Consider the following 18,271-nt stretch of genomic DNA (forward strand, 5'->3'; position numbering starts at 1 on the left):
GACGAGTGGCCCTATGTGGGGTTGAACGGTCCTTGGGCGATTCAACCCCACATAGGCCCGTTCATCAGGTTGGACTTTTTAATCTGTAACAAAAGCAAGTATTTTGGGCATATAAGCTAAGCACAAAAAAACATGAGAATCATTTTTACATTATTTCTAGTAATTAGCTGTACTCAGGCAAATGCGCAATCCATTTCCGGGCGGGTTCTTTCCCAGGAGCAAGAGACTGTTCCTTTCGCAGCTGTGACACTGAATCAAGTACAAGATTCTACGTTGGTAAAAGCGGTCATTACCAATGAACAGGGCTATTTTGAAATCAAGAATGTGCCGAGCGGTACCTTCAATCTGAATATTACCAACATCGGATTTGCGGACTATCAAAAACAAGTTCAATTAACTGAAACTTCTTTAGACCTGGGTAATATTGTTTTGGAGACAACTGCGGAAATGCTGGATGAGGTAGAAGTGGTCGCAGAGAAACCCATGGTACAAGTACTGGCGGATAAAACGGTTTTCAACGTAGAGAATACCATAAACGCAACGGGTACCAGTGCCTTTGAGCTCTTGCGAAAGGCCCCTGGGGTAATTATAGATAATTCCGGTGGCATAATCGTTGAAGGCAAAGCGGGGGTACAGTTTTTTATAGATGACCGACTCTCTGTGCTACAAGGGGAGGATTTAATGAATTATCTGGAAAGTCTACAGGCTACCGATATTGAGGCCATTGAAATTATTACACAGCCCTCGTCCAAATATGACGCAGCGGGTAGTGCCGGCATCATCAACATTAAGCTAAAAAAAGATAAAAGTTTGGGAACTAACGGCAGCATCACTGCAGGTGTGACCGTAGGTGATTTTGCCCGTACCAATAGCAGTATAAATTTCAACAACCGCTCAAAGAAGGGGAATTTATATGGGACCTACAGTAACCGCTTCGGTAAGAGCACTGGATATCTAAATTTACTAAGAACCCAGTCAGGTACGCAATTATTGGCCCGGACGAACAGCATCAATGATAGAAATAGCAACAATTTGAAATTGGGTTATGATTTCTACGCGACGGACAAGAGTACGGTGGGTGCTATAATAAACGGAAATTTTAATAACAGTTTTAATGAAAGCAATTCCAGGACGCCCATAAGACCCGTGGGAACAAGGGTGAACGATAGTGTATTGGTATCCGATAATAGGAGTTCCAGCACCTCGTACAATCTAAACGGAAACCTAAACTATAAATATGCGGACACGCTAGGATATAGTTTGAATATGGATTTGGATTTTGGTAAATACGATAGTGATCGAGCATCCATACAGCCAAACATATATTTCAATGGGGCAGAAACGCAAATAATTAGGGAAAATGCTACGCGGCAGGTAACGCCAACGGATATTTCCATTACCACGTTTAGAACGGATTACGAACAAAACTTGTTTAAGGGTAAACTGGGTCTAGGCTTTAAATTATCCAATGTACGGTCCAATAATATTTTCGACTTCTTTAATCGAATCAACGGTGATTTCATACTGGATAATACCCGTAGTAATACTTTTGAATACACAGAAAAAATTAATGCAGGATACATCAACTATAATTACAAATGGGAAAAGTGGAATATTCAGGCAGGTCTCCGTATGGAGAACACAATATCCGAAGGCAACCTGTTAAGCATGCAGCAGAACGAGCAGGACCAAGTAAAACGTAATTATACGAACTGGTTTCCATCCGGGGGGCTGACCTATCAACTAAATCGAAAAAATCAGTTTGCATTAACGTACAGTAAACGTATACAAAGACCTACTTACGAGTCCCTAAATCCTTTTGAATACGTGATAGACGAACTTTACTCCAGTCAGGGAAATCCTTTCCTACAACCCCAGTACACGGATAACATAAAGTTCTCGCACACGTACAATTACAGGTTGACCACCTCTTTGAGTTATAGCTATGTATCCGATTTTTTTGCTAGGGTAACCGTACCTGAGGAAGGGAACAGAAGTTTTATAACAACAAGGAATGTCGCGGACCAAGAAATTATCAATCTGGGTATTTCCTATCCGAAGAAAATTAAGGACTGGTGGAATGTCTATTTAAGTCTTAATGCCTACACCAGTTCTTATAAAGCAAATAGTGCAGAATTTATATCGCTAAAACAAGAAACGCTGTCCATGTACATGCAACATACGTTTACCTTGCCAAGCGCTATCACTATGGAAGTTTCCGGATGGTACAGTTCCCCGAGTGTTTGGGGAGGAACCTACACCATCAAGGCATTAGGCTCTTTGAACCTAGCTTTTCAGAAGAAATTTTTAGGCGATAAACTAACCACCCGATTGTCCTTTAATGATATTCTGTATACCATACCTTGGCAAGGAACCAATCAATTTGGTGACCTGTTCATTGATGGTAGCGGAGGTAGCGATAGTAGGCAAGTAGCCTTTAGTGTCAGCTATGATTTTGGAAGGGATGAGATAAAAAAGGCCCGTAGCAGAAAGACCGGATTGGAAGATGAAAAAGATAGAATAGAAAACTGATATTGAAATCACTATTGGTATAGAAATTGATTGCATACCCAGAATCAATTTTAAATTAAAAACCAATTATGAAAAAATACTTCTTTCTTTTCCTTTTCAGCTCCGTAATCGGGATTAACGCACAACCAGACAAAAAAGTTGAGGATGGTCTTTTTAAGGTTAACGCACTCTTGCCAGGAGTCTCCTATGAGTTGGGTCTTGCAGAAACTTCTACCTTGAATTTTGAGGCCATCATTGGCTTTGCCATAAACGGGGGTTCTGATAGGGATACCGAGTTTGGCATTTATCCGGGCCTTCAGGCAGAGTACAGGAATTATGTGAATATGGATAGGCGACTTCGAAAAAACAAGAACATTTCAGGAAACTCAGGGAATTACATCAGTTTTTTAAATCAATTCCAGTTTGGAACCCCATTAATTGGGGATTTGGAATTCACTTCCGATTATTTTTACAATGTGGCCGCCGTATATGGTATTCAGCGTACACGACCTAAGGGCTTTTATTGGGGCGTATCCTTTGGCCCCGCTATTTTTATAGACAATTTTAGCACGGATCCGGGAATACTGGTTGACGCCAGGTTGGGTTGGGTGATCGGTGGAAGAAAAAAGTAGTCCTTCTCAAAGCAAACCATCTCAAAATCAGTAAGATAAAAATAACATAACTTTAAGTTGCGGAGTGAAAAATAGAAGTATCTTTGCACGCTTAAAATAGACCCTAATGTCCAACACTAAGAATATTGCAATCATTGCACACGTTGACCACGGTAAGACCACCTTGGTGGATAAAATCATGTACCATTGTAGCCTTTTCCGTGAAAACGAGAATACGGGCGACCTCATTCTAGATAATAACGATTTGGAACGTGAACGTGGTATTACCATTACTTCCAAGAACGTTTCCGTAGTTTATAAGGATACCAAAATAAACATTATTGATACGCCCGGTCACGCCGATTTTGGTGGGGAAGTGGAACGCGTATTAAATATGGCCGATGGCGTTCTCTTATTAGTGGATGCTTTTGAGGGGCCTATGCCACAAACACGTTTTGTATTGCAAAAGGCCGTTGATTTAGGGTTGAAACCATGTGTTGTCATCAATAAGGTAGATAAAGAAAATTGTACGCCAGAAGAAGTGCACGAAAAGGTATTCGATTTAATGTTTGAACTGGGTGCAGAAGAATGGCAATTGGATTTCCCTACCGTTTACGGTTCGGCGAAGAACAACTGGATGAGTGACGATTGGAAGAACGAAACCGATTCCATTGAACCGCTTTTGGATATGGTTATTGAGCATATCCCGACGTTCAAACCAACGGAAGGTAATACGCAAATGTTGATTACTTCCTTGGATTTCTCCTCATTCACGGGTCGTATCGCAATTGGTAGGTTAACAAGAGGAATATTAAAAGAAGGTCAACAAATTTCTTTGGTCAAAAGAAACGGAAGTATCGTAAAATCGAAAATAAAGGAGTTGTTCATTTTTGAAGGCCTGGGTCGTAAGAAAGTTGAGCAGGTTGAAACTGGGGATATTTGTGCTTTGGTTGGTGTAGAAGGTTTTGAGATTGGCGATACTGTTGCCGATCTAGAAAATCCGGAAGGATTAAAGACCATCGCCATTGACGAACCTACGATGAGTATGTTGTTCACCATTAACGACAGTCCTTTCTTTGGTCAGGACGGAAAATTCGTGACATCAAGACACATCAAAGAACGTTTGGAGCGTGAATTGGAGAAAAATTTGGCCTTGCGCGTTAACGAAACGGATAGTGCCGATAAGTTTTTGGTTTTTGGCCGTGGGGTGTTACACCTTTCGGTATTAATAGAGACCATGAGGCGAGAAGGATATGAATTACAGATAGGACAACCACAGGTAATCATCAAGGAGATTGATGGTGTGAAATGTGAACCTATCGAAAGTTTGACCATAGATTTACCGGAAGAAGTTTCAGGTAGGGCCGTGGAAATGGTCTCTATCCGTAAGGGAGAGATGACCAGTATGGAAGCCAAAGGAAATCGCATGGTATGCGAGTTTTTGATTCCATCACGGGGTATTATCGGATTACGTAATCAATTATTGACCGCAACGGCCGGTGAAGCCATCATGGCACACCGCTTTTTGGAGTATCAGCCCATGAAAGGCGATATACCACAGAGACAGAACGGTTCTTTAGTTTCCATGGAAAAAGGAAAAGCGATACCATATTCAATTGATAAACTACAGGATAGGGGTAAGTTTTTCGTAGATCCAGGTGAGGATATCTATGAAGGTCAGGTCATTGGCGAGAACTCTCGTGGTGACGATATGGTTATCAATATCACCAAAACAAAAAAGTTGTCGAATGTGCGTTCCTCAGGAGCGGATGATAAAGCTAAAATTGTTCCGGCCATCAAGTTCTCTTTGGAGGAAGCTTTAGAATACATCCAGAAAGATGAGTATGTGGAAGTTACACCAAAACATCTAAGGCTTCGGAAGATTTACCTCACGGAGAACGACCGGAAACGGAATAAAATAGCATAAGACAAAAGCCCTGATGACCTCAGGGTTTTTTTATGCACGTTTAAGTTTTCCAAAATTAAGGTTGCAAAATTTAGGTAGGTAAAAGGGGTTTCTTTTTGATGATTCCGTAAAGAGGAGTATCCAAAATTGGTGCTTTGATAATTCTTCTCATTCCCAATAGTATTTCTTGGTATGGGCGTCCTAATTTCTCTATTTTAAGGCTAAGAATACAACCTAAATCAATTTTAGTGTTTATGGACTTTGAAGGAAAAAAAGTTTTGATAACGGGAGGTACCCGTGGTATTGGCAAATGCTTGGTAGAAGAACTGGTTAAAAATGGAGTTCGACATATTGCCGTAATCGCACGGGATAAACAAAACCTTAAAAAACTTGCCACCGAATTTCAGGAAGTGAAGTTTTTGCGTATTGCGGGCGATGTGGCCGATATAGATGTGCTCAGGGAAGCCGCTGCCAGAATAGAGGATAAATGGGGGTATTTGGATATTCTTATCAATAATGCGGGAATTATATCCGCCGGTCCCTTGGAAGATATTTCAGATGAAGATCTGTATGATCAAGTTGCGGTGAATCTTACCGCAGTCCTTTTGCTTACGAAATATTGTATTCCGTTACTAAAATCCTCTGAGGAGGCAGCCATCCTTAATATTTCCTCGGGACTTGGTCTTTTGGGAATGCCCTTCTACACTGTGTACGGGAGTACAAAAGCGGCTGTCCGACAATTTTCCGATGCTACACGAAGAGAGCTTGCTCCACACAAGATAAGCGTCACTTGTGCTTACCCGACGGCAACAGATACCGATATGATGCAAAAGTTTAAAGAAAGAGAAATGGATTCTCCGGAGATGGTCGCACAAAGGTCATTGGAAGGTTTAATGAAAAAGGAATTACATGTAATCTTTGGTGGAGAGAAACGACTGATGGAAAATAAAATGAACTTTGAGAGTCCTGCAAAGTTTGATGCACAGATTGCCAAGAACTACAAACAATGGGAAGAGAAAAGTGCAAATCATAGGGCAATCTAAGATTGGTCAATTTCAAAAAATTATAGTTATACGATGCGCATTTATTCCAAAGCCCTAATAATCCTAGTTTTATTGACGACAATTGCCTGTAAGGAGAAATCCAAAACCGAAGTAGAGGCAAAAGCTAACCCAGCGGAAACGGAGTCTTCTCAATACATTCCCCAGTCTTGGATTTTAAATCGTGTTGAAAAAGCGAAGTCGAAGCTAGAAGAAACCGAGGCGGGCAGCATTGTGTGGAATGCCATGGAGGCCCATGGGGGCTTGGCAAAGTGGTATTCTAACGGACCTTTGTCCTTTCGGTTTAACTATCAACCGGTGGATGGTAGTACGCAGCGCGACAGTTATCAAACCATAGACACTTGGAGCAATAAGGCCAGACATACAAGTACTACGGATAGTACGGCGCATTATGGTTGGACCGGTGATACGGCTTGGATGAAAGCTCAAGATAGTACGGCTTTTAAGTACGACACCAAGTTTTGGGCCTTGACCCCAATTTATTTTTTAGGACAACCTTTTATTTTGGACGGAGAAGGCGTCAATCTAGAGGTCTTGCCTAAAAAGATGTACAAGAACAAATCCCATGATGTGGTAAAGGTCACTTTTGACGAAGGTACCGGGGACGCTCCGGACGATTATTATATTCTTTATTTTCAAGAGGATAACCATCTTTTAAGCGCTATCCGATACATCGTATCCTATCCTGCCTACTTTAAGGATGGTGGACATTTGCCTGAAAAATTTATGGAAGTTATTGGCGAAAACAGGGTGGACGGAATTCTCTTCCCAACGGGTTACAAAACACATTGGCTTACGGAGGATGAAGAACCTGGTGAGTATATCACCAAGATCGATGTGTCGGACGTTCATTTTGAAAATAATCTTCCCCAAGATTTCTTTGACATGCCCGAAGGTGCGAAGGTGATAGAATAAGTACTCCTTTATAAAAAATAATGGCGCTTGTAGTTTTAGATTTTAGGTGCTTTATGCATTGCTGCCGCCGCTGCACCAATAATACCGGCCTGGTTTCTTAGTTCTGCTGGTATAACAGGCGTTTCAATGGTAATACAATCCTTAAACTCATCAAAATCCTTGGATGCACCGCCACCAAGAATAATAAGGTCGGGTGCTATAATAAGGTCAACGTACTTCAAAAACTTATTAAACCGCTTTCCCCATTTCTTGTAGCTCAAACCCTCGCGTTCCATCGCAGAACCGGCAGCCCAAAGTTCAATTTTCTTATATTTTTTATAGGGGATTTGGCCCAGTTCAAAATTCGGAATCAGACGACCATCAAAAAAGGCGCCGCTACCTAGACCGGTACCGATGGTAATCATGACCACAAGACCTTTTTTGCCTTGTCCAATACCATAGGTCATAGTCGCGTAACCCGCTGCATCGGCATCATTAATTACCGTAAAATCCAAACCGGTCTTATCTTCAAAAAGTTTTTCAATATTTACCCCGAGCCAGCTAGGGTCTAAATTTCCAGGAGATTTGCAAATACCTTTTTTAATGACTGTTGGAAAACCGCAACCAACCTTTCCCTTATAATTAAAATGTTTTACGATTTCTGCTACAACATTGGCCATGTCTTCAGGATTGCGCGATTCGGGAGTGCTGATACGGTGACGCTCCGTCAACATTTCACCTGTTTCCACGTCTACTATAGCTCCCTTGATACCCGAACCGCCAACATCTATACCTAGAATTTCCATGCTAATCTTTTATGTTATGCGCAAAGTAACGAAAAAGAATTGGCTCTTGGAATTTGATTCAATTTTGTCCAAACCCTCCATCGCTAAAGATCTTTAAGCATTAAAAAAGGGACTCGAAGTCCCTTTGAAATGATGCAACAATTGTAACCCTTGCGCTAATTAAGTGTACGCCAAAGCTACTATTCGATGACCTTTATACCGACTATGGTATTGCTGGTCATCTCTTCGTCCTCGTCGTCAACCTCGGTTTCACTTGTAAAGGTGACCTGAAAAAGCTTTCCAACAAACTGGTCTTGAGTCAAGTCAATCATCGCTTTTGCTTTATCGGATATGTGATTGAATTCCATAGAATAACCATCGGTATCCGTAAAATTAAATACGCCATCCTCATAGCCGTTGAAGGTACCCGTCATTGTTTCGGTTTCTTGTCCGACAAGATTTGAAAAGGATGCAACTACTAGGAAAATTGAAACTAAAAGTGTTTTCATTATTTATTTTTTTAATTAATTATTGGTCTAAAATTATGTTACAAATGACGTAAATATTTTCATACAGTAGTACAAATTTTTAGACATATTTACAACGATGAATTACCTATTAAATTGTTGATTTTCAGTTATAGAAACAGCACTATCTTTTTAAGAAGAATTTTGATAACTCACCAAATTTGATATTACCTTTGGCATATAATTTGATTTCAGCTAACTCAAAAAAATGACGCAACGTTACCTATTATCATCACTATTGATGATTTGTGGATTTTATATCCTCACTGCTCAGAAAGAACTTCCCTTTGAACAGATAAAGGTCCAGGTAAATACCTATAAGAATGATATTCGAGGCCCTTACAAGGACATCCGTTGGTTCTGTACGGACGGTAGTGTCCGTGCCCCAAAAGATCCCTGTCCCGAAAACATTGGTCCCGGGGTGCAGCACGCAAGGTACAAGGATGAGGTAGTTGCCCTTGGAAAAGCGCATCATATTTATTTGGGACAGATTTTGGCCTATACTACCAAAGAAGAGTTTTGGGATAAGGAAGCCGATCATTCCAGGTTGAAACAGTACCAATTGGACAAATACCTGCGAACCGTGGACAATGGCTGGATCAATCAAAAAGGACAGTTTTATCGCGGTGCGGTACAAGTAGAGGACGAGGAATCCTGGGGCGTGGATTTTTACAAATGGTTGGTCTCGAAAGATGAGGTGCTGGAGCAGAACTATTTCCTTATTCGGCAATCGTTAAGGGATGTACCACATAGTGGGGACGACAATATCTCCCAATTGATGCGTAGCCAATCCAAAGTTATTTCGGATGCCTACCTACCTTTCATGGACCTCAGGGTTAAGATTCATAGTCTTCCGGAGAAATCGGATATCCAAAAGGTAATCGATTTTAAACAAAAAAATAGTGCAAAGCTCACGTCAGATTTGAATAAAAAGTTGGATGGTCTGGTACTCACCATGAGAGATTTTTTCGCTCCTGTGGACGTTAAAAAACGTGTGGATAAAGCAACCCTGGCCAAAACTGGCCCGTTAGGGGATAAGCTAAAGAACTATGCCGATTTTGTAAATCCAACTTTACCATCTTCAATGTTGGTTTCGGAGACGGCAGCCTTGCTATTGGACATCAGGGAAGGTATCCTTTCCGAGAAGAACCCTGTGGTGCGCTTACAGCTATTGGATATTTCATTAAAACTGGAGGAAATTTTATTCCAAAACGCACAGAAATGGGAACCTAATACCGTAAGCGAGCAGCTGGAAAAGATATGTGCGCTTGGTACGGCGGTGACGGGAGCAGGTTATTTGGAACTTTGGGAATGGGATCAAATTACCAGCACTTTGAGCCAATCTGAAAAAGAGGAACTAAGCTTGGCGGAATTGACGACCATTTTGGAAACCGCCCGCGGAGCCGTGGAATGGAGCGCTGCTATGGTTAAAGCCAATTACCAGAATATCGTGGATGCCTACACCGGTTTTGAGCCAAAGGCGTACGGTTTTATTGATGATCGGATAAGGGGTTCCATAGCCTTGCATTTGGGCAAAAGTGTTGGGGAGTTAGGAGATTTTATTGCTAAAGAATCGGAATTGACGAATAAGGTAATGGATATTCCCAATCAAAGTTCTTTCCGTGGCTTAAACCCGGGTTATGCTTTTGGGGAGTTGGTCGTTATCGGCGGGTCATCCGAGGATATTGAAGTGTCTTCGGATAAGATTTACATTTTCCAACGTTCCCCATCCGACCTAAAACCAGTGGCCGGAATTGCTACGGTGGCAGAGGGCAACATGGTGTCACACGTGCAATTGCTGGCCCGTAATTTGGGAATTCCCAATGCCGCCTTATCGGATGAGAATTTACAGAGTTTAAAGAAATATGACGGCCAACGGGTCTTTTATGCGGTGTCCAATAAAGGAAACGTGATTTTAAAACCTGAAGCGCAAATGACCGCCCAGGAAAGGGAACTCTTTGCCAAGAAGGAACGGAATACGGATAAGATTGAAGTACCTATTGAGGAAATACGGTTGGACAATACGAGTGTCCTGAATATGCGAAATGTGGACGCCAGTGATTCCGGTGAGTTATGCGGCCCAAAAGCCGCCAATCTGGGCCAATTGAAAAAGATGTTCCCCGAGCAGGTGGTTGAGGGCTTGGTTATTCCTTTCGGTATTTTTAGGGACCACATGGATCAGAACATGCCAGGACAAAATGTTTCGTATTGGAGATTTCTAAACGAGATGTTTGCTGAGGCCGAAAAAATGAGGAGCGCCAACGTTCCGGATCCCGAGGTGGAGAATTTTCAACTTAGGCAATTGGAAACCTTGCGTGCTGCCATAAAAAAGATGCCGCTTAAAGAGAGTTTTCTTTCTGAACTGGAGACCAGTTTCATCAAAATTCTTGGTAAAGATTTGGGTTCGATTCCGGTTTTCTTGCGAAGTGATACCAATATGGAGGACTTGAAGGATTTTACCGGCGCCGGTCTAAACCTTACCCTGTTCAATGTATTGGACAAGGAGAAAATCCTAAACGGGGTAAAAGAGGTATGGGCATCTCCCTACACGGAGCGGAGTTTTAAATGGCGTCAAAAATATCTATTGAACCCGGAGAATGTATTTCCCTCTATTTTGGTGATTCCCAGTGTGGATGTAGATTACTCAGGGGTATTGATTACCAAAGGTATTAATTCCGGCAATGACAAGGACTTAACGGTTGCCTTTAGTCGTGGAGCAGGAGGTGCTGTGGATGGCCAATCTGCTGAGACCTATACCATAAAGCATGACGGCGGATACCGTTTGTTGGCCCCGGCTCGGGAAATTTATTACAACAGTTTGCCGGAAACCGGAGGCACCGGAAAAAAAACAGCATCTTTTGAGCAGCCTGTACTAAATAACAAGAACCTTGAGGCGATCAGGGATTTGGCTACAACCATTCGGAAAAAGCTTCCAAAAGAAACCAAGTCCGATTATGAGGGTGCCTACGATGTAGAACTGGGATTTGAGGACAACAAGCTTTGGTTATTTCAAATACGTCCGTTCGTGGAGAACAAAAAGGCAGTGAGTTCTGGTTACTTGGAGTATATCACCCCTAAAATAGATGGCAGCAAATCAATTTCACTTTCAACAAAATTACAATGAGAAAATATATCCTTATAGTCCTGGTAGTAATGGTCGCTTCGGCCTTTACCACGTATACGTATTACCCTATAGACGGTTATGAGCGCACCGGAATAAAACGTTTAAAACGATTGGAACGTATTAAAAGCGGCGAAATTAAGGATGCCAGCACCTTACCTGTCGGTGCGATGAAATCGTGGGAGGAGATTCAACTGAATCTATTGGAACGGAAGGAAGATAGCGCCATGGGGCTTATGACTGTGGATGAAGATTTTCAAAAGGAAATCAACGCCTTGTTCCGTGGTTTGGACAGAAGTTATTCGTTAACCGTTTTGGATATTTCCGATGTGAATGATATCCGCTACGCAGAGCGCAACGAAACCGCCGGCTACCAACCGGGAAGTGTCGGAAAACTGGCAGTTTTGAATGGATTGTTCGTACAGTTGGCCAAAATTTATCCGGACTCATGGGAAAAACGTACGGAACTGTTGAAGAACAAATCGGTTAAAGCAGGGGTTTGGGGACTCACGGACGAGCACACCATTCCCATTTACAATATTGAAAAGAACACTTTGGTAAAACGCCAGGTAATCGCCAGCGATGTTTTCACCTTATATGAGTGGACGGACCATATGTTGTCCGTAAGTAATAACGGTGCGGCAAGTATCGTTTGGCGCGAAGTAGTGCTGATGGCCGTCTTTGGCGAGAAATATCCGGAGCTGACCCAAGATGAGGCGGATGCCTATTTTAAGGAAACCCCAAGAAAGGAACTAACGGATTTGGGCAACGATGTAGTGAACCTGCCCTTACGGGATTTGGGAATAAGAGCCGATGAATGGCGACTGGGCAGTTTTTTTACCCGAGGTGCCAATACCTATGTAGGGGACAAGGGCGGTAGTATTGGTTCGCCACAAGGATTAATGAAATTCCTGATTCAGCTGGAACAAGGTAAGGTCGTGGACGAAAAGTCTAGCCTAGAAATGAAGCGGTTGATGTATATGACCGATCGTAGGATACGGTATGCGCAGTCACCGGCACTTAAGGAAGCAGCGGTGTATTTTAAATCCGGTTCGTTGTACAAATGTGACCGAAGCAAAGGTGAGGCCTGTGGTAAATACATGGGGAACGTAACCAATTTTATGAATTCGGTGATTATAGTAGAACACCCGGACAATTGCAGGTATATGGTTGTATTGATGACCAACGTACTACGTAAAAACTCCGCAAGTGACCATATGTACTTGGCAGGAAATATTGATAAGATTATTAGAAAATAGTTAGATTAAAAAGCGATTTATTTTAAAGACCCAGCTTATTGAACTGGGTCTTTTTTTACCCGATTTTAAACGTTTGTTTTCGTTTGTAATGGTATGCTATACCGTTATAAACAATGAATATGGGTATTGACCCGATTTTTATTACATTGTGGAGATAGTAGAAATAAACGTGCTCTTACGTTTACACAACTGTTGGCAACAAGAAAAAAACAAGGAAATGAAAATCAGAAATTTATTATCATCAGCAATATTGACACTTTTCATCTTCGCAAGTTGTGGTGAAAAGAAAGACCCCGAAAATAATGGGACTGTTAGTGAGCAAATAAATCCGGAATTGGAAAAACAAGTGATTTTGGAAAGATTGAACAACGAAACAAAAGATGCTTTTCAAAGGGATTACGAAGCTTGGACTAAAAATTGGGTCCACGACGCCAACATATCAAAAGTTTATGTGGACTTTGCGGACAGTACTTTTTCGGAATCAGTCGGCTGGGAAAAAATAAGTCTGTTCGTCAAAACATTTATAGAGGAACATCCTGAACCTGAACCAGTTCCTGAGCTATTGGACAAAATCAATGTACGGCTTTATGGAAATGGAGCGTGGGTTACCTATGAGCAACAAGACTCGATTCGAGGACTAAAACGTGAAACAAGACTTATGGAAAAGGTAAATGGAGAATGGAAAATTGCTGGAATGCAAACCACCATTTACGGATTTGAAACGGAGGAATGAAAGGAATAAAACCAGTTGCCAACACGGTGTATAATTAATTGCGGTCGGATTCCTAAAACGGAATCCTTTGCAATCAATTATCTTTAGTACCAGGCGGACATTTTCCGTTGGAAAAGTCCGCAACTAATCATACACGAGCCGTTGTATACCATTAATAATGTCATGTATCAACTATGAGCAGAATATATCTAAATGAATCTCTAAAGAAATATTACGCGAACTGTCTCAAAAAGGAAATCAAGCTCAATAATATTGATGATGGAATAGTTGAGCACATAATATCAATCAGCCAAAGTAATAGCGTGCGACCAACTTTCTCAAAAAGAGGAAAAGCCTCTATTAAAAAGAAACTTCACAGTTATTTGCGTGTTTCATTTACTAAAGAAATGGAGGAAAAACTATTTACTGAAATTATGCCTTTTTTTGAAAAATACTTCTCAATCAATCAAAAATCTGAATGCAATTGCAAGGAGCTATTACCTTACATTCAAGATATGAGACAGACAACTGAACACAACGAAGGGGCGAAATGGCTTGTCGATCCTAAATATCACAATATATCGCAGATTCTATTCGTATTGAATGGCGGTGACAGGGAACTTCATAATAAATTTTGGACAGAATTAGATAATAGACTGTCTATCCTGTAGAATACTTAATGATAACGGCATACAACATCGATGCTATAATTCAGCTTTACCTCCTGCCCTAATTGAAAAACCTTATCTTTAAAACGGCTGGATTCCGAACTTGGAAAATCCTGTCGGATTTCCAATCGCAACTAATCATAGCTAAACGTTATGGGTAATATAAAAAATGACAACAGAGGAGGAAAAATATGTTCTAGAGCAATTTAAGTGTTGCTATAAACCTTTCCCTAAAGGAGAAATTGAAAAGACAGAAAAGCCCGATTTTCTTATTCAAGCTGCAAAAAAGAAAATCGGAATAGAGCTTACCGAAATTTTCCAGGATTCGTATAATGGTCACTCAAAATATCAACAACGCTCATCGGACAGGAGTAAGTTTACGGAAAAATTAATCCTAGAGCTTCAAAAATTCGTTGACTTCAGTTTTCATATTTCAATTCATTTCAGCGATTTTCATCATTTGACAAAGTCAAAGGAAAAAGAATTAGTGATGAAAGCCTTTAAAGCTTCTATTAATCATTTGATGCAGCTAAAGAATAAGCATGGAGTTTTAATTTAAGACTTCAAAATGCTGCCGGAGGAAATTGATTCAATTCGACTTGGACGCTATGATGGACTCGAAGAATCGTATGATGAAAAACCAGATGGTGGAATAGTTTCAGATATGACAAATGCTCACATTAAACCAATTATTTTGAAGAAGGAAGAAAAACTTAAAAATTACCAGAAATGCGATTAGCATTGGCTGTTGATAAAGGAAGGTAATTATTATGCCGGCACTTTTTCTAATATCAAAGTTGAATATCCCATTAGCTCTGGTTTTAGCAAAATCTTTTTGTTTCGTATCAATAAATCGGAGATAATAGAACTGAAATAATTAAAGCACATTATAAAACCTATTAACAATACGGACTTTGGGCTTAGTCGCAGGGTTTGTGTAATTTTTTTAATTGCCAAATCTTTTGGATTTGGCAATTAAAAAAATAAAGATAATTACTAAACAAAAAGCTCTGGCTCGTAGACCAGACGGAAACGAAAAGTTTCCTTCCCTGCCCTACTTGCCATAGCCGAGACCTTTGTGGAGCATTCGAAAAAACGAATAGAATGATTGAAAATCTTCCAAATTGGATTGACTTAATTTTTATAATCACTTGTATATTAACAATTGGACTGTTTCATTATTCTAATGAAAAGCCTAAAAAGTTGACTCTCTTAATTATTATTTGGTCAATTATACAATCAGTATTGGCATATCTTGGTTTTTACCAATTCACAGACTCGATTCCCCCTAGATTTGGATTGGTTCTAATTCCAACAACACTTTTGATTATTTACGGATTGTTACCTAAACAGCAAAAGTGGTTTTTTGAAAAAAGAGAAACAAAAGTCAGTACTTTCTTGCATTCAGTTAGATTGCCTGTTGAAATTGTTCTCTTCGGATTATTTACGCATAAGATGATTCCTGAATTAATGACCTTTGAAGGAAGGAATTATGATATTTTAATGGGAATAACCGCTCCAATTATCGGCTGGCTATTTATGAAACAAAAGGTAAATAAAAAGATTCTATTGATTTGGAATACCATAGGATTAATACTTGTGTCATTTATTCTCCTTAATGGAATATTATCATCTGAATTACCATTTCAACAATTTGGATTTGAACAACCTAATCGTGCAATAAACTATTTCCCATATATTCTCTTACCTGCTACAATAGTTCCAATTGTTATTTGGACACATTTGTCAGATATTATTAAATTGAGAAAAGAAATAAAAACTACACCACAACACGGTGTATAAAACATAGCTAGTAATTGCTAAATCGAAACGTATGTACTAATTTGAAAAGACAGCCAATTTTTAAATTTGGCTTTAAGAATATAAAAATTAAACCAAAATATAAAAATTCGTCTCTGTGTTAATCCGAAAGGTTAGTGTCTTTTTACACGCTACGTTCCATACACAAGTCCGTTGGTAATCATTAAATATTATAGACATGAAAAATTTAATAATTTCAGTAATCATCATTTCATTGTGGTCATGCACAGGCAATCAGAAAAAATCAAACCCGATATCACCTCCAAAAATTGATATTGAAAAAGAACTGGCAGGAATTGAAGATTTGCGGTCTAATTTCGTGTTGGCATTAAAGGAAGGAAGATATGAGGATATGGGAAAATGGGTAACTACGGATGCAAAAACTATAAGAGCCGGAGGGCCCGATTTTGATGAAATGTTTGCACTTGGAAATGAACGTGGTATGTTTCCGTATGACAGTATAATAATGATGCCAACTGAAACCCAAATAATGAACGACTCTATGGCATATGATTGGGGCTCAAGTAAGACATACTACACGAACAAAGATGGGGAGAAAGTAGAACTTAGGAACTCTTTCTTAGTAATTCTAAAAAAAGTCGATGGTGAATGGAAACTTCATCGAGAAGTTGGGTCTTCAGTCATTGAATAAAACAATTGCAAACAAGGCACATAAGCCATTAAAACGGCTCATAAACTGACCGTTGTTGCCAAATGAACAAAAATGAATAAGATATTCATTAAAATAGCGGGAGTTATCAGCTAGATTACAGCTTTTGTACATTTAATCGGCGGACAAACGGACTTAGTAAATTAGTTACACAAGAGTAACCTTGAAATACAACAAAAAGGGGAATGGATTGCCGTATGGCATATGATAACTGTTCTACTTTTCTTTACTTCCTATCTAATATTGATAGCAGGATTTCGTGAAATCAAAAAATCAACGTTAAAGCAATTGAAGCCATTGGGGATACTTTATATTTTGGCGGGAATTCCATTCATTATTTCAAGCATTTACTTTTCAGTTCTTGCACCTCAATTTATATTAGTGATTCCAATTGGTGTTCTGTTGCTCGTTGGACTTGGAAAATTGAATATTGATGAAAAATAAAATTCTTATAATTATCGGACATCCTGACAAAGAGAGCTTCAATTTTGCGCTAGCGGAAGCATACAAGAAAGGGGTGGAAAAGTCAGATGCTGAAATTCAGGAAATTGTCATCCGAGACTTAAATTTCAATCCAAACCTTCAATTTGGATATCGAAAAAGAACTGAACTTGAACCTGATTTATTGAAAGCACAAGAATCGTTGAAATGGGCCAATCATATTGTTTGGGTTTATCCCGTGTGGTGGGGTTCAATACCTGCAATTATGAAAGGATTTTTGGATAGGGTTTTATTACCAGGATTTGCTTTCAAGAAAAGAGAAGGCTCCTTGTGGTGGGATAAATATTTTACAGGTAAGACTTCAAGAATTATTTGCACATTAGACCAACCACCCTGGTTTTACAAGCTGATAAACAGAAGTCCAAGCCACTATGCCATGAAAAAACTGACAATGAATTTCATAGGTGTAAACTCAGTTAAAATCACTTCGATTGGACCTATCAGACTTTCAACAGATGAATTTCGCCAAAAGTGGCTAAAGAAAGTTGAAAAACTTGGTAAACAAAATAAGTGATAACCGGCTACAATGTATAATTGCAATTACGCCGGGTTCGAATACCACTGGACTTCCCTTAGAGCAGGCTCAAGCAAATTCACGCGGATTTGCGAGCGTTAATGCTTAACCAATAATTAATAAATTCATACCCTTAACTGACGGTTATACAAGACCGTTAGGGCAAATTTAAAGTAGAGCTAAAAAAAATCGCCAAAATCGAATCAAATGAAAATTAATAGAAATTTACTTTTTACACTTCTTTCCCTTTTTGTTTTTACACTAGAACTATCATCACAAACCAGTAAAGAACAGATAGTGGAAGTCAGAAATGCTTCAAACCAAGCTCTTAAGTCATACGACAATGAAAAAGTTCTTTCATATTTGACCGATGACGTGTTAACTACGACAGGCAACGGAACACTATTATCAGGAAAAGAAGCTTTAGCTAAATATATTTTTGAAGGCGGAGAAAGCAAAATGTACTGGGTACGCCATACAAAAGAAATTATAGTTAATGAAAAAAGGCGTTTAGCTTGGGAGAATGGGGTTTGGAACGCTTATGACCCTGAAGAAGGCAATCATTCCATAATTAGTGGCAATTATTCGGCTATGTGGACTAAAGAGTCAGACGGGTGGAAAATAAAATCTCAACTTTTTGTGTCTCTGGACTAATGAAAAACTTGTCCTAACCAAGGCTAGAATTCATTACTTGCAGATTCGCTAATCGG

17 protein-coding genes are annotated in these 18,271 nt (G+C 39.8%); 15 read left to right on the forward strand and 2 right to left on the reverse strand.

The window, feature by feature from the left end; genetic code table 11:
- Nucleotides 1–132: 132 nt before the first annotated feature.
- The 5 genes from N8A89_RS12555 (at nucleotide 133) to N8A89_RS12575 (ending at nucleotide 7,004) form a co-directional block, all read left to right on the forward strand.
- Nucleotides 133–2,532 carry a TonB-dependent receptor gene (locus N8A89_RS12555; RefSeq protein WP_289644401.1) on the forward strand — a complete coding sequence of 800 codons (2,400 nt, stop codon included), beginning with the start codon at nucleotides 133–135 and terminating at the stop codon, nucleotides 2,530–2,532.
- Between the two features lie 68 nt (nucleotides 2,533–2,600).
- Nucleotides 2,601–3,143, forward strand: a complete 543-nt coding sequence (locus N8A89_RS12560; protein WP_281542560.1) for a hypothetical protein — start codon at nucleotides 2,601–2,603, stop codon at nucleotides 3,141–3,143.
- A gap of 106 nt (nucleotides 3,144–3,249) precedes the next feature.
- On the forward strand, nucleotides 3,250–5,049 hold the full coding sequence (gene typA, locus N8A89_RS12565; RefSeq protein WP_281542561.1) for a translational GTPase TypA: 1,800 nt from the start codon (nucleotides 3,250–3,252) through the stop codon (nucleotides 5,047–5,049).
- Nucleotides 5,050–5,282: 233 nt separating this feature from the next.
- The gene (locus tag N8A89_RS12570; protein ID WP_289644403.1) at nucleotides 5,283–6,071 is read left to right on the forward strand and encodes an SDR family NAD(P)-dependent oxidoreductase; all 789 of its coding nucleotides are present in this window, start codon (nucleotides 5,283–5,285) and stop codon (nucleotides 6,069–6,071) included.
- Nucleotides 6,072–6,104: 33 nt separating this feature from the next.
- Nucleotides 6,105–7,004 (forward strand): DUF6503 family protein, encoded by a 900-nt coding sequence (locus N8A89_RS12575; protein ID WP_281542563.1) that lies wholly within the window; start codon nucleotides 6,105–6,107, stop codon nucleotides 7,002–7,004.
- A gap of 35 nt (nucleotides 7,005–7,039) precedes the next feature.
- Here N8A89_RS12575 and ppgK read toward each other — a convergent pair whose 3' ends face one another.
- Nucleotides 7,040–7,789, reverse strand: coding sequence for a polyphosphate--glucose phosphotransferase (ppgK, locus tag N8A89_RS12580; protein ID WP_281542564.1), 750 nt, complete (start codon nucleotides 7,787–7,789; stop codon nucleotides 7,040–7,042).
- A gap of 179 nt (nucleotides 7,790–7,968) precedes the next feature.
- Nucleotides 7,969–8,277 carry a hypothetical protein gene (locus tag N8A89_RS12585; RefSeq protein WP_281542565.1) on the reverse strand — a complete coding sequence of 103 codons (309 nt, stop codon included), beginning with the start codon at nucleotides 8,275–8,277 and terminating at the stop codon, nucleotides 7,969–7,971.
- A gap of 226 nt (nucleotides 8,278–8,503) precedes the next feature.
- Here N8A89_RS12585 and N8A89_RS12590 point away from each other — a divergent pair, with 226 nt between their 5' ends.
- From N8A89_RS12590 to N8A89_RS12635, 10 genes are all read left to right on the forward strand, one after another.
- On the forward strand, nucleotides 8,504–11,419 hold the full coding sequence (locus tag N8A89_RS12590; RefSeq protein WP_281542566.1) for a PEP/pyruvate-binding domain-containing protein: 2,916 nt from the start codon (nucleotides 8,504–8,506) through the stop codon (nucleotides 11,417–11,419).
- Complete coding sequence (locus N8A89_RS12595; RefSeq protein ID WP_289644404.1) at nucleotides 11,416–12,675, forward strand: serine hydrolase; 1,260 nt, start codon at nucleotides 11,416–11,418, stop codon at nucleotides 12,673–12,675. The genes N8A89_RS12590 and N8A89_RS12595 overlap by 4 nt, the downstream gene beginning before the upstream one ends.
- 217 nt (nucleotides 12,676–12,892) lie before the next feature.
- Nucleotides 12,893–13,408, forward strand: a complete 516-nt coding sequence (locus N8A89_RS12600) for a hypothetical protein (protein ID WP_281542567.1) — start codon at nucleotides 12,893–12,895, stop codon at nucleotides 13,406–13,408.
- A 173-nt stretch (nucleotides 13,409–13,581) separates the two neighbouring features.
- Complete coding sequence (locus tag N8A89_RS12605; protein ID WP_289644405.1) at nucleotides 13,582–14,058, forward strand: hypothetical protein; 477 nt, start codon at nucleotides 13,582–13,584, stop codon at nucleotides 14,056–14,058.
- A gap of 166 nt (nucleotides 14,059–14,224) precedes the next feature.
- Nucleotides 14,225–14,614, forward strand: a complete 390-nt coding sequence (locus tag N8A89_RS12610) for a hypothetical protein (protein ID WP_281542568.1) — start codon at nucleotides 14,225–14,227, stop codon at nucleotides 14,612–14,614.
- A 9-nt stretch (nucleotides 14,615–14,623) separates the two neighbouring features.
- A complete protein-coding gene (locus tag N8A89_RS12615) occupies nucleotides 14,624–14,794 on the forward strand; it encodes a hypothetical protein (RefSeq protein WP_281542569.1) in 171 nt (56 codons plus the stop codon).
- 365 nt (nucleotides 14,795–15,159) lie between these two features.
- Nucleotides 15,160–15,858 (forward strand): hypothetical protein, encoded by a 699-nt coding sequence (locus tag N8A89_RS12620; RefSeq protein ID WP_281542570.1) that lies wholly within the window; start codon nucleotides 15,160–15,162, stop codon nucleotides 15,856–15,858.
- 196 nt (nucleotides 15,859–16,054) lie between these two features.
- Nucleotides 16,055–16,528 carry a nuclear transport factor 2 family protein gene (locus N8A89_RS12625; protein ID WP_281542571.1) on the forward strand — a complete coding sequence of 158 codons (474 nt, stop codon included), beginning with the start codon at nucleotides 16,055–16,057 and terminating at the stop codon, nucleotides 16,526–16,528.
- A 451-nt stretch (nucleotides 16,529–16,979) separates the two neighbouring features.
- Nucleotides 16,980–17,561: an NAD(P)H-dependent oxidoreductase gene (locus tag N8A89_RS12630; protein ID WP_281542572.1), complete on the forward strand. Its 582-nt coding sequence runs from the start codon at nucleotides 16,980–16,982 to the stop codon at nucleotides 17,559–17,561.
- A gap of 207 nt (nucleotides 17,562–17,768) precedes the next feature.
- Entirely contained in the window at nucleotides 17,769–18,215 is a 447-nt protein-coding gene (locus N8A89_RS12635) for a YybH family protein (RefSeq protein ID WP_281542573.1), read from the forward strand.
- Nucleotides 18,216–18,271: the final 56 nt, after the last annotated feature.

It is taken from the genome of Maribacter aestuarii (genome assembly GCF_027474845.2).
Classification (GTDB): domain Bacteria; phylum Bacteroidota; class Bacteroidia; order Flavobacteriales; family Flavobacteriaceae; genus Maribacter; species Maribacter aestuarii.

What these genes read in the sequence shown, in the direction of transcription:
- N8A89_RS12555 (WP_289644401.1), top strand. Translation starts at nt 133, where the DNA reads ATGAGAATCATTTTTACATTATTTCTAGTAATTAGCTGTACTCAGGCA.
- N8A89_RS12560 (WP_281542560.1), top strand. Translation starts at nt 2,601, where the DNA reads ATGAAAAAATACTTCTTTCTTTTCCTTTTCAGCTCCGTAATCGGGATT.
- typA (WP_281542561.1), top strand. Translation starts at nt 3,250, where the DNA reads ATGTCCAACACTAAGAATATTGCAATCATTGCACACGTTGACCACGGT.
- N8A89_RS12570 (WP_289644403.1), top strand. Translation starts at nt 5,283, where the DNA reads ATGGACTTTGAAGGAAAAAAAGTTTTGATAACGGGAGGTACCCGTGGT.
- N8A89_RS12575 (WP_281542563.1), top strand. Translation starts at nt 6,105, where the DNA reads ATGCGCATTTATTCCAAAGCCCTAATAATCCTAGTTTTATTGACGACA.
- ppgK (WP_281542564.1), bottom strand. Translation starts at nt 7,789, where the DNA reads ATGGAAATTCTAGGTATAGATGTTGGCGGTTCGGGTATCAAGGGAGCT.
- N8A89_RS12585 (WP_281542565.1), bottom strand. Translation starts at nt 8,277, where the DNA reads ATGAAAACACTTTTAGTTTCAATTTTCCTAGTAGTTGCATCCTTTTCA.
- N8A89_RS12590 (WP_281542566.1), top strand. Translation starts at nt 8,504, where the DNA reads ATGACGCAACGTTACCTATTATCATCACTATTGATGATTTGTGGATTT.
- N8A89_RS12595 (WP_289644404.1), top strand. Translation starts at nt 11,416, where the DNA reads ATGAGAAAATATATCCTTATAGTCCTGGTAGTAATGGTCGCTTCGGCC.
- N8A89_RS12600 (WP_281542567.1), top strand. Translation starts at nt 12,893, where the DNA reads ATGAAAATCAGAAATTTATTATCATCAGCAATATTGACACTTTTCATC.
- N8A89_RS12605 (WP_289644405.1), top strand. Translation starts at nt 13,582, where the DNA reads ATGAGCAGAATATATCTAAATGAATCTCTAAAGAAATATTACGCGAAC.
- N8A89_RS12610 (WP_281542568.1), top strand. Translation starts at nt 14,225, where the DNA reads ATGACAACAGAGGAGGAAAAATATGTTCTAGAGCAATTTAAGTGTTGC.
- N8A89_RS12615 (WP_281542569.1), top strand. Translation starts at nt 14,624, where the DNA reads ATGCTGCCGGAGGAAATTGATTCAATTCGACTTGGACGCTATGATGGA.
- N8A89_RS12620 (WP_281542570.1), top strand. Translation starts at nt 15,160, where the DNA reads ATGATTGAAAATCTTCCAAATTGGATTGACTTAATTTTTATAATCACT.
- N8A89_RS12625 (WP_281542571.1), top strand. Translation starts at nt 16,055, where the DNA reads ATGAAAAATTTAATAATTTCAGTAATCATCATTTCATTGTGGTCATGC.
- N8A89_RS12630 (WP_281542572.1), top strand. Translation starts at nt 16,980, where the DNA reads ATGAAAAATAAAATTCTTATAATTATCGGACATCCTGACAAAGAGAGC.
- N8A89_RS12635 (WP_281542573.1), top strand. Translation starts at nt 17,769, where the DNA reads ATGAAAATTAATAGAAATTTACTTTTTACACTTCTTTCCCTTTTTGTT.